The 20,317-nt window shown below is 68.1% G+C and carries 17 protein-coding genes; 9 read left to right on the forward strand and 8 right to left on the reverse strand.

Annotated elements, in window-relative coordinates; all coding sequences use genetic code 11:
* Positions 1-84: 84 nt before the first annotated feature.
* Together ICN82_RS00105 and ICN82_RS00110 are read right to left on the reverse strand one after the other, a co-directional pair.
* Entirely contained in the window at positions 85-1,479 is a 1,395-nt protein-coding gene (locus tag ICN82_RS00105; RefSeq protein WP_193178788.1) for an aspartate aminotransferase family protein, read from the reverse strand.
* Positions 1,480-1,501: 22 nt separating this feature from the next.
* Complete coding sequence (locus tag ICN82_RS00110) at positions 1,502-2,884, reverse strand: glutamine synthetase family protein (RefSeq protein ID WP_193178789.1); 1,383 nt, start codon at positions 2,882-2,884, stop codon at positions 1,502-1,504.
* 200 nt (positions 2,885-3,084) lie between these two features.
* On the opposite strand from ICN82_RS00110, the gene ICN82_RS00115 reads away from it, so the two are divergent.
* From ICN82_RS00115 to ICN82_RS00135, 5 genes are all read left to right on the forward strand, one after another.
* Entirely contained in the window at positions 3,085-4,173 is a 1,089-nt protein-coding gene (locus tag ICN82_RS00115; protein WP_193178790.1) for a polyamine ABC transporter substrate-binding protein, read from the forward strand.
* A 75-nt stretch (positions 4,174-4,248) separates the two neighbouring features.
* Positions 4,249-5,388, forward strand: coding sequence for an ABC transporter ATP-binding protein (locus ICN82_RS00120; RefSeq protein WP_193178791.1), 1,140 nt, complete (start codon positions 4,249-4,251; stop codon positions 5,386-5,388).
* Entirely contained in the window at positions 5,385-6,269 is an 885-nt protein-coding gene (locus ICN82_RS00125; protein WP_193178792.1) for an ABC transporter permease, read from the forward strand. The genes ICN82_RS00120 and ICN82_RS00125 overlap by 4 nt, the downstream gene beginning before the upstream one ends.
* The gene (locus tag ICN82_RS00130) at positions 6,266-7,081 is read left to right on the forward strand and encodes an ABC transporter permease (protein WP_193178793.1); all 816 of its coding nucleotides are present in this window, start codon (positions 6,266-6,268) and stop codon (positions 7,079-7,081) included. Before ICN82_RS00125 ends, ICN82_RS00130 begins: the two co-directional genes overlap by 4 nt.
* Positions 7,078-8,409, forward strand: coding sequence for a glutamine synthetase family protein (locus ICN82_RS00135; protein WP_330998939.1), 1,332 nt, complete (start codon positions 7,078-7,080; stop codon positions 8,407-8,409). Before ICN82_RS00130 ends, ICN82_RS00135 begins: the two co-directional genes overlap by 4 nt.
* Positions 8,410-8,450: 41 nt before the next feature.
* On the opposite strand, the gene ICN82_RS00140 is transcribed toward ICN82_RS00135, so the two are convergent.
* Positions 8,451-8,630 carry a hypothetical protein gene (locus ICN82_RS00140; RefSeq protein WP_193178794.1) on the reverse strand — a complete coding sequence of 60 codons (180 nt, stop codon included), beginning with the start codon at positions 8,628-8,630 and terminating at the stop codon, positions 8,451-8,453.
* Between the two features lie 570 nt (positions 8,631-9,200).
* On the opposite strand from ICN82_RS00140, the gene ICN82_RS21200 reads away from it, so the two are divergent.
* Together ICN82_RS21200 and ICN82_RS00150 are read left to right on the forward strand one after the other, a co-directional pair.
* Positions 9,201-9,923, forward strand: a complete 723-nt coding sequence (locus tag ICN82_RS21200; RefSeq protein WP_330998940.1) for an ABC transporter ATP-binding protein — start codon at positions 9,201-9,203, stop codon at positions 9,921-9,923.
* A 14-nt stretch (positions 9,924-9,937) separates the two neighbouring features.
* Positions 9,938-10,717 carry an ABC transporter permease gene (locus ICN82_RS00150; RefSeq protein WP_193178920.1) on the forward strand — a complete coding sequence of 260 codons (780 nt, stop codon included), beginning with the start codon at positions 9,938-9,940 and terminating at the stop codon, positions 10,715-10,717.
* A gap of 7 nt (positions 10,718-10,724) precedes the next feature.
* Here ICN82_RS00150 and hisG read toward each other — a convergent pair whose 3' ends face one another.
* Genes hisG through hisS form a run of 3 tightly spaced genes read right to left on the reverse strand, consistent with a single transcriptional unit; the run spans position 10,725 to position 13,985 of the window.
* Complete coding sequence (hisG, locus tag ICN82_RS00155) at positions 10,725-11,417, reverse strand: ATP phosphoribosyltransferase (protein WP_193178796.1); 693 nt, start codon at positions 11,415-11,417, stop codon at positions 10,725-10,727.
* Positions 11,411-12,514, reverse strand: coding sequence for an ATP phosphoribosyltransferase regulatory subunit (locus ICN82_RS00160; protein WP_193178797.1), 1,104 nt, complete (start codon positions 12,512-12,514; stop codon positions 11,411-11,413). The genes hisG and ICN82_RS00160 overlap by 7 nt, the downstream gene beginning before the upstream one ends.
* On the reverse strand, positions 12,507-13,985 hold the full coding sequence (gene hisS, locus ICN82_RS00165; RefSeq protein WP_193178798.1) for a histidine--tRNA ligase: 1,479 nt from the start codon (positions 13,983-13,985) through the stop codon (positions 12,507-12,509). Before hisS ends, ICN82_RS00160 begins: the two co-directional genes overlap by 8 nt.
* An 83-nt stretch (positions 13,986-14,068) precedes the next feature.
* Between hisS and ICN82_RS00170 the strand changes: the two genes are divergently transcribed.
* The gene (locus tag ICN82_RS00170) at positions 14,069-14,272 is read left to right on the forward strand and encodes a SlyX family protein (protein WP_193178799.1); all 204 of its coding nucleotides are present in this window, start codon (positions 14,069-14,071) and stop codon (positions 14,270-14,272) included.
* A gap of 382 nt (positions 14,273-14,654) precedes the next feature.
* On the opposite strand, the gene ICN82_RS00175 is transcribed toward ICN82_RS00170, so the two are convergent.
* Complete coding sequence (locus tag ICN82_RS00175; protein WP_193178800.1) at positions 14,655-15,287, reverse strand: hypothetical protein; 633 nt, start codon at positions 15,285-15,287, stop codon at positions 14,655-14,657.
* Between the two features lie 122 nt (positions 15,288-15,409).
* Positions 15,410-18,964, reverse strand: a complete 3,555-nt coding sequence (gene dnaE, locus ICN82_RS00180; protein WP_193178801.1) for a DNA polymerase III subunit alpha — start codon at positions 18,962-18,964, stop codon at positions 15,410-15,412.
* 167 nt (positions 18,965-19,131) lie between these two features.
* Between dnaE and ICN82_RS00185 the strand changes: the two genes are divergently transcribed.
* Positions 19,132-20,274: a sensor histidine kinase gene (locus tag ICN82_RS00185; RefSeq protein ID WP_193178802.1), complete on the forward strand. Its 1,143-nt coding sequence runs from the start codon at positions 19,132-19,134 to the stop codon at positions 20,272-20,274.
* The last annotated feature ends 43 nt before the right edge of the window (positions 20,275-20,317 follow it).

Raw genomic sequence — 20,317 nt, forward strand, 5'->3', positions numbered from 1 at the left:
CGGAGGCGCGGGGTCTGCCTGCCCTCCCCGGCGCCCCGGCCGGAGGTCTCCCTGCGGCTGGTCGCGCCCTCGCCCGGACGGGGGTCATTCCGCGGCCTGCCAGAGGCCCTTCGCCTTCACCTCCTCGAAGGTCTCATCCAGCGCCCGGCGCGCGCGCTCGGCCAGCAGGTCGATCTCGCCATGCGAGATCACCAGCGGCGGCGAAATGATCATCCGGTCGCCAACATGGCGCATCACCAGGTTGTTGGCAAAGCAGCGCTCGCGGCAGATCAGGCCGACCGTGCCCTCCTTGGCCGCGAATTTGGCCCGCCTCTCCCGGTCCGGCGTCATGGCCAGCGACCCCATCAGCCCGGCGATCCTCGTCTCGCCGACCATCGGGTGGTCGCCGAGGCTCTCCCAGGCCTCCGCCAGATAGGGCGCGATCTCGGACCCGGCCCGCTCGACGATGCCCTCCTCGTCGAGGATGCGCAGGTTCTCCAGCGCCACCGCCGCGGCCACGGGATGCCCCGAATAGGTATAGCCATGGGCGAATTCATCGGCGGAATTGATCGTCCTGGCCACCTCGTCCGAGACCATCGAGGCGCCGATCGGGATATAGCCCGAGGACAGCCCCTTCGCGAGGGTCATGATGTCGGGGCGGATCCCCATCGTCTGCGACCCGAACCACTTGCCGGTGCGGCCGAAGCCGGTGATGACCTCGTCGGCGATCAGCAGGATCTCGTATCTGTCGCAGATGCGCTGGATCTCCGGCCAGTAGGTGGCCGGCGGCACGATCACCCCGCCCGCGCCCTGCACCGGTTCCGCGATGAAGGCCGCGACGCGGTCCTCCCCCAGGTCCAGGATCTTCGCCTCCAGCTCCTGCGCGCGCATCAGGCCGAAATCCTCCGGCGTCATGTCGCCGCCCTCGGACCACCAGTCGGGCTGGTTGATATGGGTGATGTCGGGGATCGGCAGGCCGCCCTGCTTGTGGATGCCCTTCATGCCGCCCAAGGACCCCCCGCCCATGGTCGAGCCGTGATAGCCGTTCCAGCGCGAGATCACGACCGTCTTGCCGGGCTTGCCCTTGGCCGCCCAGTAATGGCGCACCATGCGCAGGTTGGTGTCGTTGGAATCCGAGCCCGAGCCGTTGAAGAACGCGTGGTTCAGATCGCCGGGGCACAGTTCGGCCAGCCGCGCGGCCAGCTCGATCGCGGGGACGTGGCTGGTCTGGAAGAAGGTGTTGTAGAAGGGCAGTTCCTGCATCTGCCGCGCGGCCGCCTCGGCCAGCTCGCGGCGGCCATAGCCGATATTGACGCACCACAGCCCGGCCATGCCGTCGAGGATCTCCTGGCCTTCGCTGTCGGTCAGGAACACGCCCTTCGCGCCGGTGATGATCCGCGCGCCCTTGGCATTGAGGGCATCGCCATCGGTGAAGGGATGCAGGTGATGGGCGGCGTCAAGCGCCTGCAGCTCGGCGGTGGGCAGGTGGTTCAGGGGCATGGTCGGTCTTCTTTGCGTCGCGTTACACGTTGAGCATCAGGTGCTGGCGTTCCCAGGGGGAAATCTCCTGGCGGAATTCGTTCACTTCGGCGGTCTTGATCGCGGCATAGAGCGCGCAGAACTCTTCCGACAGCACCTCCCGGATCGCTCCGGCCTCCTCGAAGGCGGCCAGCGCCTCATAGGCGCCTTCGGGGATGGTCTCGCCGATCTCGGTCCAGACCTCGCCCACTGCCGGGGCGCGCGGCTCGATCTTTTCCACCAGCCCCATATAGCCCGCCGCCAGCGACCCGGCGATGGCCAGGTAGGGATTGGAGTCGATGCCGATCACCCGGTTCTCCACCCGCCGGTGCTGGGCCGGAGAGGAGGGGATGCGCAGACCCGTGGTGCGGTTGTCGGCCCCCCATTCCAGGTTGGTCGGCGCCGAAAGCCCGCCCGACAACCGGCGGTAGCTGTTGATGTAGGGGGCGAAGAGCGGCATCAGCTTGGCCACGTAATGCTGCGAGCCGCCGATGAAATGGTAGAATTCCGGCGTCTCGCGCCCGTCCTCGCCGGTGAAGATGTTGCGCCCCGTGGCGGCATCCAGCACCGACTGGTGGATATGCATGGCCGAGCCGGGCTCGTCGCGCATCGGCTTGGCCATGAAGGTGGCGAACATCCCGTTCTTCAGCGCCGCCTCGCGGATCGTGCGCTTGAAATAGAACACCTGGTCGGCCAGCCACAGCGGGTCGCCATGCAGCAGGTTGATCTCGATCTGGCCCGCGCCGCCTTCCTGGATCAGCGTGTCGATCGCCAGCCCCTGGGCCTCGGCATAATCGTAGATCGTGTCGATCACCGGGCCGTATTCATCCACCGCCGCCATCGAATAGGCCTGCCGCCCCAGCCCGCGCCGCCCGGTGCGCCCGACCGGCGGCTCGACCGGCTCGTTGGGATCCAGATTGGGCTTGGTGAGGTAGAATTCCAGCTCCGGCGCGACCACGGGCTGCCAGCCGCGCGCGCCGTAGCATTCGATCACCCGCCGCAGCACGTTGCGCGGCGCGATCTGCAGCACCTCGCCCTGGCGGGTCTCCAGGTCGCAGATCACCTGCAGGGTCACGTCCTCCTCCGCCCAGGGGGCGGCCGCGGCGGTGGACATGTCCGGGACCAGGATGATGTCCGTCTCGGTCCATTGCTGGTCGATCTCCTCGATATCGACCCATTCGCCTGTGATCGTCTGGTAGAACAGCGAGATCGGCAGGTGGAACCGGCTTTCGGGATTGAACTTGTGGAAGGGCATGGCCTTGCCGCGCGACTGGCCGACAAGGTCCGGAATGACGCATTCCACCTCTTCGATGCGACGGTCGGCACGATAGGCCTGGAAGGCCACCGGCAGCAGGTCCCGCCAATCGGCGGCAGTCTCGGAAGGCACGGAAATCACCTGTGTATCGCGAAAGACAAGGCCGCCCCGGGCATGGCCGGGGACGGCTCGTGCGTACCGTGCGTAGGAACGCGGCAGGTGTCAATCGCGACGCAGGCCATTTCCCGGCTGACGGCACGGGCGCTCTTGCGGCGCGCGGTGAATCTTCACACAGTGCGGCTGAACAGTCAGGTTCAACGGGGAAACCACACATGAAAAAGGCAATGCTGCCGCTGGCCGCGGTGCTTCTCGGCGGAACCGCCGCAATGGCCACCGAAGGCACCGTCCATGTCTATAACTGGTCGGATTACATCGATGAATCGCTGCTTGCGAAATTCGAGGAAGAGACCGGGCTGGAACTGGTCTACGACGTGTTCGACAGCAACGAGCTGCTGGAGACCAAGCTGCTGGCGGGCGGTTCGGGCTATGACGTGGTCGTGCCCACCGGCACCTTCCTGGAACGCCAGATCCAGGCGGGCGTGTTCCGGGAACTGGATTTCGGCCAGCTGCCCAATTCCGAGAACCTCTGGGACGTGGTGAAGGAACGCACCGAGAAATACGACCCCGGCAATGCCTATTCGGTCAATTACATGTGGGGCACGACCGGGCTGGGCGTGAACATGGCCAAGGTGCAGGAGGTGCTGGGCGAGGACGCGCCGATCGACAGTCTCGACCTGGTCTTCAAGCCCGAGAAAATGGAGAAGCTGGCCTCCTGCGGCGTCCATTTCCTGGATGCCCCGACCGAGATCATCCCCGCCGCGCTGCGCTATCTGGGCGAGGATCCCGACAGCCACGACCCCGACGTGATCGGCAAGACCGAAGACCTGCTGATGTCGGTGCGCCCCTATGTCACCAAGTTCCACAGCTCGGAATATATCAACGCGCTGGCCAATGGCGAAATCTGCGTGGCCTTCGGCTGGTCGGGCGACATCCTGCAGGCGCGCGACCGTGCGGCCGAGGCGGATAACGGCGTCGAGATCACCTATAATGCGCCCAAGGAAGGCGCCCTGATGTGGTTCGACCAGATGGCGATCCCGGCGGATGCGCCGAATCCGGAAGGGGCGCTGGCCTTCCTGAACTTCATCATGGATCCGCAGAACATGGCGGCGGCGTCGAACTACGTCTATTACGCCAACGGCAACAAGGCGTCGCAGGAATTCCTCAACGAGGACGTGATCGGCGACCCGGCGATCTATCCCTCCGAGGAGACGCTGGAGAACCTCTATACCGTGACCGCCTACGAGCCCAAGGTCCAGCGCGTCGTCACGCGCCTGTGGACCAAGGTCAAATCCGGGACCTGATCCCCGTTCCCGCGGACCGTGCGCCCCCGGGGAGGCGCGGTCCGCGCCTTTCCGATCCCAGTGTCCAAGGTCGTCATGGAATCCAAGCCCGCCCCCGCTCCCTTCGCCCCCTGGGAGGACGCCGCCGCCCATCCGCTGATCCGCTTCGAGGGCGTGACCAAGCGCTTCGGCGACTTCACCGCGGTCAGCGATCTCAACCTGAAGATCTATCCGCGCGAATTCTTCGCGCTGCTGGGGCCCTCGGGCTGCGGCAAGACCACGCTGATGCGGATGCTGGCGGGGTTCGAGACCCCGACCGAAGGCACGATCTGGCTGGACGGGCAGAACATCGCCCCGGTGCCGCCCAACAAGCGGCCGGTGAACATGATGTTCCAGTCCTACGCGCTGTTCCCGCATCTGTCGGTCTGGGACAACATCGCCTTCGGGCTGCGCCGTGCGGGGAAGGACAAGGAAACGGTCAGGGCGCGCGTCGAGGAGATGCTGCGCCTCACCCGGCTGGACCAGTTCGCCCGCCGCAAGCCGCACCAGATCTCGGGCGGGCAGAGGCAGCGCGTGGCGCTGGCGCGCAGCCTCGCGCTGGGGCCGAAGCTGCTGCTGCTGGACGAACCGCTGGGCGCGCTGGACAAGAAGCTCCGCCAGGACACGCAGTTCGAGCTGATGGACATCCAGGAGAAGACCGGCACCACCTTCGTCATCGTCACCCATGACCAGGAGGAGGCGATGACCGTGGCCAGCCGCGTGGCGGTGATGGATGCCGGCAGGCTCTGCCAGGTGGACACGCCACAGCATATCTACGAGACCCCCAATTCGCGCTATGTCGCGGATTTCATCGGCGAGGTGTCGATCATCGAGGGCCGCGTCGCCGCGCTCGGCGAGGAGGCCGAGATCGCCTATGCCGAGGGCGCCCGCCCGATCGTCACCCGCACCGGCGGCGCGGCGCTGGAGCCGGGACAGTCCGTCTTCTACGCGATCCGCCCCGAGAAGATCTGGGTCGGCGCGGCGCCGCATCCCGACCGGATCAACTCCGTCGAGGGCACGATCGTCGATATCGGCTATCTCGGCGATGTCAGCACCTATCACGTCCGCCTCGATACCGGGCAGATGGTCAAGGCGCTGATGACCAATGCCGAACGCTATGCCGCCAGCCGCTTCACCTGGAACGACCGCGTCTGGCTGAGCTGGAGTCGCCATGCCGGGGTGGTGCTGGCCTCATGAATCCCCGTCGGCTGGTCCTGATCGCGGCCCCCTATGCGTGGCTGCTGGCGCTGTTCATGGTGCCCTTCCTGATCGTGCTGAAGATCTCGCTGTCGGACACGGCGGTGGCGATCCCGCCCTATGCGCCGACCTTCGACCTGTCGGCCGGCTGGGCGGGGATCCGGGAGTTCTTCGGCGGGCTGGATTTCGAGAATTTCATCTGGCTGACCGAGGATGACCTCTACTGGAAATCCTACCTCTCCTCGATGAAGATCGCCGCCGTCGCCACGTTTCTGACGCTGCTGGCGGGCTATCCGGTCGCCTATGCCATGTCGCGGGCGAAACCCGAATGGCGCCCGACGCTGATGATGCTGATCATCCTGCCCTTCTGGTCCTCGGCGCTGATCCGCGTCTATGCCTGGATCGGCATCCTGCAGAGCGAGGGCTATCTCAACCAGCTGCTGCTGTGGAGCGGGGTGATCGACACGCCCCTGAGCATCCTCAACACCCAGGTCGCGGTCTATATCGGCATCGTCTACACCTACCTGCCCTTCATGATCCTGCCGATCTATGCCAGCCTCGAGAAGATGGATGAAAGCCTGCTGGAGGCGGCGGAGGATCTGGGCTGCACCCGCATCACCGCCTTCTGGCGCGTCACCTTCCCGCTGTCGAAACCCGGCATCATCGCGGGCTGCTTCCTGGTCTTCATCCCCTCGCTGGGCGAATTCGTCATCCCCTCGATCCTCGGCGGGTCGCAGACGCTGATGATCGGCAAGGTGCTGTGGGAGGAGTTCTTCTCCAACCGCGACTGGCCGGTGGCCTCGGCGGTGGCGGTCGTGCTGCTGCTGATCCTCGTCATCCCGATCGTGCTGTTCCAGCGCAACGAGGAGCGCAACGCATGAAACGCAGCATGTCCGTCTTCAACATGACCACGCTGACGCTGGGGCTGGCCTTCCTCTACCTGCCGATGCTTCTGCTGATGGTCTACAGCTTCAACGCCTCGCGGCTGGTGACGGTCTGGGCGGGGTTCTCGACGCAGTGGTACGGCGAGCTGTTGCGCAACCAGCAATTCCTGGACGCCGCCTGGGTGACGCTGCGCGTCGCGGTGGTGTCCTCGACATTGGCGACGGTGCTGGGCACGATGGCCGCCTGGGTGCTGGTGCGCGAACGCCGCTTCCTGGGCCGGACGCTGTTTTCCGGCATGATCTATGCGCCGCTGGTGATGCCCGAGGTGATCACCGGCCTGTCGCTGCTCCTGCTGTTCATCGCCATCGGGCTGGACCGCGGGATCCTGACCATCATCCTGGCGCACACCACCTTTGCCATGTGCTATGTCTCGGTCGTGGTGTCGTCGCGGCTGGTGACCTTCGACCGCTCGCTGGAGGAGGCTGCGCTGGACCTGGGCTGTTCGCCGATGCAGGCCTTCGGCCATGTCACGCTGCCGATCATCGCGCCCGCGGTGGTCTCGGGCTGGCTTCTGGCCTTCACCCTGTCGCTCGACGACCTGGTGATCGCCTCCTTCACCTCCGGCCCCTCTTCCACAACGCTGCCGATCAAGATATTCTCCTCCATGCGCCTGGGCGTCTCGCCCGAGATAAATGCGCTGTCTACCATCCTGATCTCCATCGTCGCTGTCGGGGTCGTGGTCGCGGCCCTCGTCTCGAAACGTCAGATCGCGCGGCGAGAGACCGAGGAACGGGAAGGCCTGACGTGACATTCGAAGAAGAGTACAAGGCCTTTTGCGCCGAACATGGCGAGCCCGAGCGCATCGAGCTGCTGCTATGCGATCTCAACGGGATCTTCCGCGGCAAGTGGATGCCGGGCGACCAGTGGAAGAAGATCGCCAAGGGCAAGGTGCGCATTCCCTATTCCACCTGCGCCGTGTCGATCCGCGGCCATGAGGTGACCGAAACCGGGCTGGGCATCGTGGTGGGCGATCCCGACGGGGTGCTGGTGCCCGTGCCGGGCACGCTGCTGCCCGTGCCATGGGCCGACCGGCCGACCGCGCAGGTGCTGGTCGACCTGGAGGAAGAGCTGGGCGTGCCCTCCGACCTCAGCCCCCGGACCCTGCTGAAACGCGTGCTGGCGCGCTTTGCCGAGAAGGGCTGGACCCCGGTCGTCGCGCCCGAACTGGAATTCTACGCGCTGGAGCACCGCGAAAGCGTCGACCACCCGCCGCAGCCGCCCGAGCGCACCCCGCCCGCGCAGAATTACGACATGGAGGTGATGCACCGCGCCTCGGCCTGGCTGGACGAGATCGGCGATATCTGCGCCGCCCAGAACATCCCCACCGACACGGTCACGGCCGAATACGGGCCCGGCCAGTTCGAGGTGAATTTCCACCACGGCCCGGCGCTGCAATCGGGCGATCATGCCGTGCTGTTCCGCCGGGCGGTGCGCGGCGTGCTGGGCCGGCACGGGCTGGAAGGCACCTTCATGGCCAAACCCTATGGCGACGAGCCGGGATCGGGGATGCATGTCCATGTCTCGGTGATCGATGCCGAGGGGCGCAACGTGTTCGATCAGCCGGGGGAACCGGGGCCGCTTCTGGCCTCCGCCGTGGCGGGCACCCTGGAGACGATGCGCGACCTGCACGCGATCTTCGCCCCCCATTTGAACAGCTTCCGCCGCTTCGGCGCGCTCAGCTTCGCGCCCAACGCGCCGGAATGGGGGCTGGACCATCGCGGCGTGGCGGTCCGGCTGGCCGAAAGCTCGGGCGTGGCCGCGCGGCTGGAACACCGCATCGCGGGGGCCGATGCCAATCCCTATCTGGTGATCGCCGCGATCCTGGGCGGCATGCTCTACGGGATCGAGCGCGGGCTGGAACCCGGCCCGATGATCGACGAGGAGCACGAACCGCCGGAGCCGCTGACAGCGCATTGGGAATCCGCCGTCGACCGTTTCGCGAAATCCGAGGTGGCGGCCGAGATCTTCGGCACGGCCTTCCGCGATGTCTTCGTCGCGGTGAAGCGCAAGGAGATCGAGGAACTGACCACGATCATCCAGCCGCTGGAATACGAAACCTACCTGACCCGGTTCTGAACCGGGCGGGGCGGAAGGGGGCAGCGGGCTACCCCCGGCATCTACTTGCCGTTTTCCGCCTCGCGCTCCAGCCGCGCCGAACGCAGCGCGGCGGTGCGCGCATCGCGGGTCTGCTTTTCGCTGTCGATGATGTCCTTCGCCGCCGCCGCGGTCCTTTCATAGGGCGTGAGCGTGCGCGTCGGCTGCCCGAACGGATCGCGGGGCGTGTTCTTCGTCGTCATGATGGGTCCTGAGCCTCCCCGGAGAATCCCGGGGATTGTGGAATGGATTTCAGCCCGCGCCCCGTCGCCCGCCGCACCGGCCGTCGCGATCCTGTCGCTGCGGCCCGGGCGGCGCGAGGCCGCGCCTGCTTTCGTCGTCATCGGGCCGAACGACACCGACCTCCCCGGCCTGCCCGATCGGTGCCGCGCCGGATCCGGCGGCGGCGCCGTCGCTGTTTCCGGACGGCCCGCCATCGCGCAGCCGCCCCGCCGTGTCAGATCGGAGAGCAGGCCCGGCCCGGGGACCGCGACTGCCGCGGCGACAACGCGGACGGGTCCAGCCTCGGGCATTGCCGCCGCCGTGTCAAAGCCCGAATCCGCCGAGCGGGGAAAATCATCTGGAGGTTTCGCGCATTGCGTGCATTTTCCGGCCCCGGACCGGGCCCGTGCAACCGCTGCGGTCCTGCGCTGCTGCGCGGCGGCAGGCGCGCGGCGCGAAAGACGGCGCTTGAACTCGCACCCGGCCACGGCGATGGTGATGCCGCAGGAGCCTTGGGAGGGGCAGATGACAGACCGACGCCACGGGCCCGCGTGAGCCTGGCCGTCACCGATCTGAGCTATGCCTTCGGCAGGCGCAAGGCGCTGGACCACGTCAGCTTTGCCGTCGAGCCGGGCCGGTTCTGCGCGCTGCTGGGCCCCAACGGAGCGGGAAAGTCGACGCTCTACAACCTGCTGACCCGGCTTTACGTGCCCGATGCCGGCAGCATCCGCGTGGCCGGCCAGGACCTGGCGCGGCACCCGCGCCGGGCGCTGGCGCGGATGGGGGTGGTCTTCCAGGGCCAGACGCTGGATCTGGATCTGACGGTGATGCAGAATCTCCGCTATTTCGCCGCGCTCCAGGGCATTGCCGGGCGCGAGGCCACGCGCCGCGCCGAGGTGGCGATGGACCGGCTGGGCATTGCCGACCGGCGCCGCGACCGGGCGCGCGACCTCAATGGCGGGCACCGGCGGCGGCTGGAACTGGCCCGGGCGCTGCTGCACGACCCGGCGGTCCTGCTGATGGACGAACCGACCGTGGGGCTGGATGCGGCCGCCCGCGCCGCGCTGGTGGCCCATGTCCATGACCTTGCCGCGACCGGCGGGCTGACGGTGCTGTGGGCCACGCATCTGACCGACGAGATCGCGCCCGGCGACGACCTGGTGATCCTGCACCGGGGGCGCGTCCTGCGGCGCGGAAAGGCGGGCGAGATCGCCGGGACCCGGCCGCTGGAGCAGACCTTCCTCGACCTGACCGCGGCGGAGAGCGCGCCGTGAGGCCCGGCATCTGGATGACCGCGCTCGGCGCGGTGCTGGCCCGCGAGATGCTGCGGTTCTGGCAGCAGCGCGCGCGGCTCTTCTCGGCGCTGGTGCGGCCGCTGGTGTGGTTCCTCGTCTTCGCCGCGGGGTTCCGCGCCGCGCTGGGACTGTCGATCATCCCGCCCTACCAGACCTACATCACCTACCAGACCTATATCGTGCCCGGGCTGTGCGGCATGATCCTGCTGTTCAACGGGATGCAATCCTCGCTGAGCCTGGTGCATGACCGCGAGACCGGGTCCATGCGGCTGCTGCTGACCGCGCCCCTGCCGCGCTGGTGGCTGCTTTTCGCCAAGCTGGCGGCGGGCACGGGCGTGTCGGTGATCCAGGTCTATGCCTTCCTGGCCATCGCCGCCTGTTTCGGCGTCGCGATGCCCTGGCAGGGCTATCTGATGGTGCTGCCCGCGCTGATGCTCGCGGGGCTGATGCTGGGGGCGCTGGGGCTGGCGCTGAGCGCGACGGTCACGCAGCTTGAGAATTTCGCCGGGGTGATGAATTTCGTCATCTTCCCCTGCTTCTTTTTGTCCAGCGCGCTCTACCCGCTGTGGCGCATGGCCGAAAGCTCGGATCTCTTGCGCGACATCTGCGCGGCCAATCCCTTCACCCATGCGGTGGAGATGATCCGCTTCGCGCTTTACGGCCAGGTGAACGGAACGGCGGCGGGCTGGGTGTGCCTCGCCTTCGCGGTCTTCTCGGCGGCCGCGCTGCGCGGCTATGATCCGGCCCGGGGCATGATCCGGCGCAGGGGATAGGGGCGGATCACGCCGCCGCCAGCCTGTCCGTGATCTGCCCGAGGCTCGCCTGCTCGGCCGTGCCCCACGCCGCGCTCAGCGACCGGAACAGGTTGGCCTGGCTGGCATGGATCGGCGCCTCGCCCAGGATCTTCAGGTGGTTGGCGCGCAGCGTCTCGCCGGTGGAGGTGATGTCGGCAATCGCCTCGGCGGTGCCGTTCTTCACCGTGCCCTCGGTCGCGCCCTGGCTGTCGACCAGCTGGTAATCGGCCACCCCGTGCTGGCGCAGGTAGTCGCGCACCATCCGGTGATACTTGGTCGCGATCCGCAGCCGGTGGCCATGCTCGGCGCGGAACGCGGCAGCGGCGGCATCCAGGTCGGACAGCGTTTCCACATCCAGCCAGAATTTCGGCACGGCCAGGATCAGGTCGGCATGGCCGAACCCCATCAGCGACAGGCTCTCGACCCGGTCCTGCCAGCGCGCCAGCTTCTCGCGGACCAGGTCCGAGCCGGTGACGCCCAGATGGATGCGCCCGGCGGCCAGTTCGCGCGGGATCTCGCCCGCCGAAAGCAGCACCAGCTCGACCCCGTCCACGCCCGTGACCGAGCCCGCGTATTCGCGATCCGATCCGGTGCGCGCCAGATGGATGCCGCGATCGGCGAACCAGTCGAAGGTCTGTTCCATCAACCGCCCCTTGGAGGGCACCCCGAGCTTCAGCATTGGGCTTCCCTCAGCTTCAGGACCTGTTCGGGCCGGATCACCCCGCCCACGGCCGGGGCGGCGCGGCCATTGCCCAGCACCCGGGTCATGGCGTCATAGCGCCCGCCCGAGGCCAGGGGCGGCCAGTTGTCGGGCCGCTGGCCGTCGACGAGGAAGCCGAAGACGAACCCGTCGTAATATTCCAGCGAGGTGCGGCCGAAACTGCCCTCGAATTCCAGCGCGTCCAGGTCGATGCCGCGCGATTCCAGCGCCGCCAGCCGCGCCTCCATCCGGGCCGCTGCCGCCGACAGGCTGGGGATCACCCCGGACATCTCGCGCAGGGGGGCCGCCATCGCCCAGGCCGCCCCGCGCAGCCGCAGGATGCGGTCGACCAGCGCGACCTGCTCCGCCGGGATCGGCGGTTCCTCGGCATCGGCGGCCAGCCGTTCCAGCCGCGCCAGGACCTCGCCCCCGCTGCGCAGCCCGATTTCCGGACCGGCCTCGGCCAGGACATCCGCGCCTGCCTTGACCCGCGCCAGAAGCCCGCCGCGCAGCCCGTCCAGCCCCGCAGGCGCCGCATAGCGCGCCAGCAGCGCCTTGAACCGTTCCGGCCGCCACAGGTGGCGCCGCAGCGCCGCCTTGCGGATCGCCGTCGTCTCCAGCCCCTCGACCGCCGCGATCAGCACGCCGATATCGCCGGTCACCGCGCGCACCGGCAGGTCCGACAGTTCCGCCGCGATGGTGGCGAAGACCTCGGCATCGGCCTCGGCCGGATCGCCGCCGAAGATCTCCAGCCCGGTCTGGAAATATTCCGTGGGCCTCTCGGGATGCTCGTCCTGCTGGCGGAAGATCAGCCCCGAATAGGCATAGCGCGCCTCGGTCCGGCCGCTTTCCATATGCGCCTGCACGACCGAGACGGTGAAATCCGGGCGCAGCATCTGCTCCCCGCGCAGCGGATCGGCCGTCACATAGGCGCGCGCGCGGATATCCTCGCCGTAAAGGTCCAGAAGCGTATCGGCCGGCTGCAGGATCTCGGCCTCGAAAGGCTCCGCCCCCTGCGCCTCGAAGACCCGGCGGATGCGGTGCGCCTCGTCGCGGATCGCCGCGCGGTCAGGCATCGGACTTGTCCAGCAGCTTGCGGATCTCGGCGACCAGGTCGCTGCGCGCGATCTCGAACTGGGCGGGCTGGGATTTCCATTCCTCGAGGCTGGCCTCGGCCGCGATCTTCGCGCCCAGCACCAGGTCCTTGATCTGCACCACGCCGCGATCGGCCTCGTCCGAGCCCTGGATGACGGCGACCGGCGCATCGCGCTTGTCCGCGTATTTCAGCTGGTTGCCGAAATTCTTGGGATTGCCCAGATAGACCTCGGCGCGGATGCCCGCATTGCGCAGCTCGGCCACCATCTCCTGATAGGCGCCCATGCGGTCGCGATCCATGACGGTGACGATCACCGGCCCGGTCGTGGCGCCGCCCATCCGGCCCTTGGCCCGCAGCGCCGCCAGCAGCCGATCGACGCCGATGGAGACGCCCGTCGCCGGGACCTCCTGGCCGGTGAAGCGTTTCACCAGGTCGTCATAGCGCCCGCCGCCCGAGACCGAGCCGAACTGCCGCGGACGGCCCTTCTCGTCGAGGATCTCGAAGGTCAGCTCCGCCTCGAAGACCGGGCCGGTGTAATAGCCCAGGCCGCGCACCACCGAAGGGTCGATCTCGATCCGGTCGCTGCCATAGCCCTGCGCGCCCAGCAGCTCGGCCATGGTCTCCAGCTCGGCCACGCCCTCCGCGCCGACCGCCGAGGCGCCGATCGCGTCGCGCAGATTGGCCAGGGTCCGGCCCGCATCCGCGCCCTTCGAGGTCAGGAAGGCCAGGACCGGCGCCGCCTGGTCGTCCGACAGCCCCACGCCGTCGATATAGGCGCCCGAGGCGTCCAGACGGCCCTTGCCCAGAAGCTCGCGCACGCCCGCCTCGCCGACCTTGTCGAACTTGTCGATGGTGCGCAGGACGGCGGCCTGCTGGGCGTCATCGGCCAGGCCCATCGTCTCCAGCACGCCGTTGAGCACCTTGCGGTTGTTGACCCGCACCAGGTAATCGCCGCGCGGGATGCCCACGACTTCCAGCACATCCGACAGCATCGCGCAGATCTCGGCATCCGCGGCGACGGTCGGCGCGCCGACCGTATCGGCATCGCATTGATAGAACTGGCGGAACCGGCCGGGCCCCGGTTTCTCGTTGCGCCAGACCGGCCCCATCGCATAGCGGCGATAGGGGGTCGGCAACTCGTTGCGGTGCTGGGCATAGACCCGCGCCAGCGGCGCGGTCAGGTCATAGCGCAGCGCCACCCAGCCGCTATCCTCCTCCTGCCAGGCAAAGACGCCCTCGTTCGGGCGGTCCACATCGGGCAGGAATTTCCCCAGCGCCTCGACGGTCTCGACCGCGGAACTCTCCAGCGCCTCGAAGCCGTAGAGGTGGTAAACCTCGGCGATGCGGTCCAGCATGGCCTTGCGCTCGGCCACATCCGCGCCGAAATAGTCGCGGAACCCCTTGGGGGTCTCGGCCTTCGGCCGGGGAGCTTTCTTTACCTTGGCAGCCATGGCGCACCTCACCCTTGTCTCGGGCGCCGCTCTAGCCCAAGGGGGCACGGGGGGCAAGGCACGGGCAGGATACGGAGGCGCTTATGACCGACACGCAGGCACTGGAAGAGAAGATCGCCCATCTGGAACGGATGGTCGCGGACCTGTCCGACGAGGTGGCGCGGCGCGGCCGCGAAACCGACCGGCTGTCGCGGCTGGTCGGGATGCTGGCCGAACGCGAGGCCGCGCGCGAGGCGGATGGCGCGGATTTCATCCCCCTGGCCGACCAGCGCCCGCCGCATTGGTAGCACCGGGGCGTCACGCAGGGGCACCAGCACAGCGGGGCCGCCACATCGGCGGCTGCCACGTCCCGGACCGGGTGCCGGGGCCAGCCGCAGGCGCCCGGCCGGCTCGGCTCCAAGGCGTGACAGCAGGTGGCCCGGACTCTATCCCGCCCCCCCTTCCCGGACCCCATGATCAGCTCTGCCTCGACAAGGGCGCAGCTTGGCCTGATCCCGGCCGCGACGAAGGCCTGCCCGCCGCCTGCCCGCGCGCGAAGCCGGCTGCCGCGCCGCCAGGGTCGCCAGGCAGGAGTGATCCTGCCGCACACGACCCTGCTTTCCTGCCGATGCCTTCGCGCCGGCCCGGGCGGCTCCGGGACGTTTCGCGGCATGGCCCGGGACGGCGCCCTCACATCCGGCGGATGCGGATATCCACGGCAAACAGCCGTTCGGGCGCCTCGGCCGGGGCCAGGTGGCGCAGATTGGCGGTCCCGGTCCAGGGGTCGCGCAGGGTCAGGGTCTCGGGCCGCATCGGACGGCCCGGCGCATCGACATAGCTCATTTCGGTCAGCACCATGGAATGCCCGGCGCTGCCGACGATCAGCGGCCGCGCGCTCAGCGCCTCGACCAGCGGCGCGAAGGCCTCTTGCGACGGGGTTTCCGCCGCCAGGTCGCCCAGCCGCCGCGCGGTCACGAGGAAACTGCGCCCGGTGTCATCGACCCAGCCGCCCGTGGCCGCCATCAGCCGCGCCGCATCATTGTCCCGCCCGCAGGCGCCCGTCCGCCGCATGTGCCACAGCACCGACCCGGCGGAGACCGACATGCCGTAGCCGGTCAGCACATAGGCCAGGCAATTGGCCCAGCAGGAAGACCGGCAGTCCTGCGGATCGATGAAGGGCGCATCCGGGAAACCCACCTGGCAGCGCACCTCACCCGGTTGCGCACGGTAGCAGCCATGCGCAGCCCCGGCCCGGGCAAGCCCGGGCATGGTCGTGGCGATACAGGCGGCAGCCCCGCCGCCCAGGACGTCACGTCGATTCATCTGGCCCCTCCGCAAGGAGACGCCCCCACGCGGGGCGGTCTACCAGCAGAGACTTAAGCGCCGGTTTGCGCAACCCCGCCGCAAATGCGGAAATATGCGCAACTCTAGGCAATTCGCGAGGATCACAGATCCTCGACAAGCTCGACCCCCGGCAGCGACTTCACCGCCCCCTTGATCTGCGGCGTCACCACGTATTCGCCCAGATCGACCAGGCCGTCCCCTTCATAGCCCGCGCGGTTCATCCGCAGCAGCAGCTGCACCGGCGCCCGGCGCTGGCGGCGGGCCTCCTCGGTGGCGCGCGCCAGCAGATCGGCGATCATCGCCGCCGGGCCGCCGGGCGCGGCCTCGGCATCCAGCGTCACGCGCATCCCCACCGGCCCGGCCTGCGCGGCGACGTCATCCACCGGCGTCACCGTCCGGCACAATAGCTTCAGCTGGTCGGACTCGCTCTCCGCCTCCACCGTCAGCACGACATTCTGCCCCGGCTCCAGCAGGTCGCGGCTCTGCTCCAGCGTGTCGGAGAAGACCGTCACCTCGTAAAGCCCGGTCGGATCGGAGAGCTGCACGAAGGCAAAGCGGTTGCCGCGGCTGGACTTGCGCTCCTGGCGCGCGGCGACGGCCCCGGCCAGCTTGGCGATCACCTTCCCGTCGCGCCGCGCCGCCTGCGCGACCTCGGCCAGGGTCTGGACCTTCTGCCGTTTCAAGGGCGCCATGTAATCATCCAGCGGGTGCCCCGACAGGTAGAACCCGATCGCCTTGTGCTCCTCGCCCAGCCTTTCGGTCGGCAGCCAGTCCGAGATGTCGCGCAGCCGCGGTTCGGGCAGATCCTCCCCCGCCTCGCCGAACAGCGACACCTGGTTGGAGGCGCGCTGCTCGTGGATCGCCGCGGAATAGGCAACCAGCTGATCCAGCGCGGCGAAGACCCGGTGGCGGTTGCGGTCGAGCTGGTCGAAGGCGCCCGCGCGCGCCAGCATCTCCAGCGGGCGCTTGCCCACCCGTTTCAGATCAACCCGGCGGGCGAAATCGAAAAGCGTCGCGAAGGGTTTCCCCGTCCCGCCCCGGGCCTGACCCGGGGCCTCCCCGCCGCCCCGCGCCTCGGTGATCAGCCGCATCGCCTCCAGGCCGACATTCTTCAGCGCGCCCAGCCCGTAGACGATCCGCCCGTCCTCCACCGTGAAGGTCTCGGCCGAGCGGTTGACACAGGGCGGCACGATCTCGATCTCCAGCCGCCGCCGCGCCTCCTCGGCATAGACCGAGAGCTTGTCGGTCAGATGGATGTCGCAATTCATCACCCCGGCCATGAATTCCACCGGGTGGTTCGCCTTCAGCCAGGCGGTCTGGTAGGACACGACCGCATAGGCGGCGGCGTGGGACTTGTTGAACCCGTAATTGGCGAATTTCTCCAGCAGGTCGAAGACCTCGGTCGCCTTCTTCCTGTCGACGCCGTTGCGGGCCGCGCCCTCCTCGAATTTGGGGCGCTCCGCATCCATCGCCTCCTTGATCTTCTTGCCCATGGCCCGGCGCAGAAGGTCGGCGCCGCCGAGGCTGTAGCCCGCCATTTCCTGGGCGATCTGCATCACCTGTTCCTGGTAGACGATGATGCCCTGGGTCTCGGCCAGGATATGGTCGATCAGCGGATGGATGGAGGTGATCTCGCGCAGGCCGTTCTTGACCTCGCAATAGACCGGGATGTTCTCCATCGGACCGGGCCGGTAAAGCGCCACCAGCGCCACGATATCCTCGATGCAGGTGGGCTTCATCCGCCGCAGCGCATCCATCATGCCCGAGCTTTCCACCTGGAACACGGCGACCGTCTTGGCCTCGGCATAGAGCCGGTAGGTGCGCGCGTCATCCAGCGGGATGGCGTTGATCTGCCCCTCCGTCCCCGGCTCGGGCCGGTAAAGCTGGGCGCCGTCGGCGGCGACATGCAGCGTGCGGCCCTGCCCCTCGATCAGGTCGATGGCGTTCTGGATCACGGTCAGGGTCTTGAGCCCGAGGAAGTCGAACTTCACCAGACCGGCCTGCTCCACCCATTTCATGTTGAACTGGGTCGCGGGCATGTCCGAGCGCGGATCCTGGTAGAGCGGCACCAGCGCATCCAGCGGCCGGTCGCCGATCACGACGCCCGCGGCATGGGTGGAGGCGTTGCGCAACAGCCCCTCGACCTGCTGGCCATAGGTCAGCAGGCGGTTCACCACCTCCTCGGATTTCGCCATCTCCGCCAGCCGCGGCTCGTCCTTCAGCGCCTGCTCGATCGAGACGGGTTTCACGCCCTCCACCGGGATCATCTTGGACAGGCGGTCGACCTGGCCGAAGGGCATCTGCAGCACCCGGCCGACATCGCGCACCGCCGCCTTCGACAGGAGCGCGCCGAAGGTGATGATCTGGCCCACCTTGTCGCGGCCGTATTTCTCCTGGACGTATCGGATCACCTCCTCGCGGCGGTCCATGCAGAAGTCGATGTCGAAATCGGGCATCGACACCCGCTCGGGGTTGAGGAACCGCTCGAACAGCAGGCTGTAGCGCAGGGGATCGAGGTCGGTGATGGTCAGCGCATAGGCCACCAGGCTGCCCGCGCCCGAGCCCCGCCCCGGCCCGACCGGGATGTCGTGATCCTTGGCCCATTTGATGAAATCGGCCACGATCAGGAAATAGCCCGGGAACCCCATCCCCTCGATGATGCCCAGCTCGAAATCCAGCCGCTTGTGATACTCCTCGACGCTGACCGCATGGGGGATCACGGCCAGGCGCGCCTCCAGCCCGGCGCGGGCCTGGCGCCGCAGCTCCTCGACCTCGTCATCGGCGAATTTCGGCAGGATCGGCGGGCGGGTGGAGGCGGCGAAGGCACAGCGCCGGGCGATCTCCACGGTGTTCTCCACCGCCTCGGGCAGGTCGGCGAAGAGCGCGACCATCTCGGCGGGGGATTTCAGGTAATGCTGCGGCGTCAGGCGGCGGCGCGGCTGGGACTGGTCGACATAGGCGCCCTCGGCGATGCAGATCAGCGCGTCATGCGCCTCGTACATGTCCGGCTTGGGGAAATAGACGTCATTCGTGGCCACCAGCGGCAGGTTCATCGCATAGGCCATCTCGACATGGCCCCTCTCGGTCAGACGCTCCGCCTCGGGCTGGCCGTCCTCGCCGGGATGGCGCTGCAGCTCGACATAGAGCCGGTCGGGATAGGTCCGCGCGAGGAAGCTCAGGAAGGCCTCGGCCTTGGGACGGTGCCCCGCCTGCAGGAGCCGGCCCACCGGCCCGTCCGGCCCGCCCGAGAGGCAGATCAGCCCCGCCGCGTGGCGCGCCAGCTCCTCCGGCGTGACATGCGGCTCCTCGCCGGGACGCGCGAGGTAAAGCGCCGAGTTCAGCTTCATCAGGTTGCCATAGCCGGTCTCGTCCTGCGCCAGCAGCACGACGGGCGCGGGCGGCAGGACCTTCTCGCCCGGCACCGGCGGGGCGTATTTCACCGAGACCTGGCAGCCGAGGATCGGCTGCACCCCGGCCTTCGCGGCGCCGAGGGAAAATTCCAGCGCGGCGAACATGTTGTCGGTATCGGTGACGGCCACGGCGGGCATGTCCATCGCCGCGATCTGCCCGGGCAGCTTCTTGACGCGCATGGCGCCTTCGAGAAGCGAGTATTCGGTATGCAGGCGGAGATGGATGAATCGGGGAGCGCTGGTCATGGGCCAAGCCTATGCCCTCGCCGGAGGCTGGAAAAGAGCCAAGCGCCCGCGCTCGGCAAAGCTTTGCCATGGCGCGCTTTTACCACTTCCCACCGGGGCAGGCACCAGTCTATAGATCGATCGATTGTACATAACGGACCCGTGGCGGTCCTCCGGAGCAAATACGCGTGCCCAAACACCGCTTTCCGCCGGTCGTCCCCGCGGATCACCAGCAGCGCCTGTCCGATCCCGATCGGCTGGCCTCGCTTGATCGCACCGCTTTGCTCGACACGCTGCCCGAAGAGGCCTTCGACCGGGCCGTCCGCCTGGCCACCGAGGTGCTGCGCGTTCCCGTGGGACTGCTGTCGCTGGTCGATGACCGCCGCCAGTTCTTCAAGGCGCAGATCGGATTGCCCGATCCCGTCGCCTGCAAGCGCGAAACGCCCCTGTCGCACAGTTTCTGCCAGTATGTCGTGACCTCCGACCGTCCGCTGGCGGTGGAGGATGCGCGCAATCACCCGCTGCTGGAAACCAATGGCGCCGTCGCCGACCTGAACGTCGTGGCCTATCTGGGCCTGCCGGTGCACGGGCCGGACGGACAGGTCCTGGGATCCTTCTGCGCCATCGACGACCGGCCGCGCAACTGGACCGAGCGCGAGCTGAAGGTGCTGGAGGATATCTGCGCCATCGTCGAGAGCGAGATCCGCCTGCGCCAGGAAGTCGCCCAGAGACAGCTCCTGGTGGGAGAGCTGAACCACCGGGTGAAGAACCTCTTCTCCGTCGTTTCCGGCATGATCGGCATGACCGCGCGTTCCGCCGAGAACACTGCCGAGATGTCCCAGACCCTGCGCGGGCGGATCAACGCGCTGGCGCGGGCCCATGACCTGATCCGCCCGGTCGTGACCCAGCAGACCGAGGGCCGCGCGGATGTCTCTCTCCAGGCGCTGGTCGTGACCCTGCTGGAGCCGCATCTGATGCGCCAGGACGACCATATCACCGTGACCGGGCCGACCCTGTCGCTGGGCGCGGGCGGGGCCACCAACCTGGCGCTGGTGCTGCATGAATTCGCCACCAACGCCGCCAAATACGGCGCGCTGTCGGTGGCCGAGGGCCGTCTGGACGTGACCTGGTCCGAACATGGCGGGCGGCTGATGCTTGACTGGGCGGAAACCTGCACCCCCGGCATCGAGAAGCCCACGGGCACCGGCTTCGGCTCGCGGCTGGTGGAAATGACCGTGCGCGGACATTTCCGCGGCACGATGGAGACCGAATGGCGCGATGACGGGCTGCGCCACCGGCTGCTTCTGCCGATGGGACGCGTGGAGATCTGACCGGTCCCGCCGCCCGCAGAGGCGGCGCAGGCTGAATTGCCGA

The sequence above is a fragment of the Mangrovicoccus algicola genome, assembly GCF_014903745.1.
Lineage (GTDB): Bacteria > Pseudomonadota > Alphaproteobacteria > Rhodobacterales > Rhodobacteraceae > Mangrovicoccus > Mangrovicoccus algicola.

Bases quoted from the DNA above. Each gene is read 5' to 3' on its own strand.
- ICN82_RS00105 (WP_193178788.1), bottom strand. From the start codon at position 1,479: ATGCCCCTGAACCACCTGCCCACCGCCGAGCTGCAGGCGCTTGACGCC.
- ICN82_RS00115 (WP_193178790.1), top strand. From the start codon at position 3,085: ATGAAAAAGGCAATGCTGCCGCTGGCCGCGGTGCTTCTCGGCGGAACC.
- ICN82_RS00120 (WP_193178791.1), top strand. From the start codon at position 4,249: ATGGAATCCAAGCCCGCCCCCGCTCCCTTCGCCCCCTGGGAGGACGCC.
- ICN82_RS00125 (WP_193178792.1), top strand. From the start codon at position 5,385: ATGAATCCCCGTCGGCTGGTCCTGATCGCGGCCCCCTATGCGTGGCTG.
- ICN82_RS00130 (WP_193178793.1), top strand. From the start codon at position 6,266: ATGAAACGCAGCATGTCCGTCTTCAACATGACCACGCTGACGCTGGGG.
- ICN82_RS00140 (WP_193178794.1), bottom strand. From the start codon at position 8,630: ATGACGACGAAGAACACGCCCCGCGATCCGTTCGGGCAGCCGACGCGC.
- ICN82_RS00150 (WP_193178920.1), top strand. From the start codon at position 9,938: ATGACCGCGCTCGGCGCGGTGCTGGCCCGCGAGATGCTGCGGTTCTGG.
- hisG (WP_193178796.1), bottom strand. From the start codon at position 11,417: ATGCTGAAGCTCGGGGTGCCCTCCAAGGGGCGGTTGATGGAACAGACC.
- ICN82_RS00160 (WP_193178797.1), bottom strand. From the start codon at position 12,514: ATGCCTGACCGCGCGGCGATCCGCGACGAGGCGCACCGCATCCGCCGG.
- hisS (WP_193178798.1), bottom strand. From the start codon at position 13,985: ATGGCTGCCAAGGTAAAGAAAGCTCCCCGGCCGAAGGCCGAGACCCCC.
- ICN82_RS00170 (WP_193178799.1), top strand. From the start codon at position 14,069: ATGACCGACACGCAGGCACTGGAAGAGAAGATCGCCCATCTGGAACGG.
- ICN82_RS00175 (WP_193178800.1), bottom strand. From the start codon at position 15,287: ATGAATCGACGTGACGTCCTGGGCGGCGGGGCTGCCGCCTGTATCGCC.
- dnaE (WP_193178801.1), bottom strand. From the start codon at position 18,964: ATGACCAGCGCTCCCCGATTCATCCATCTCCGCCTGCATACCGAATAC.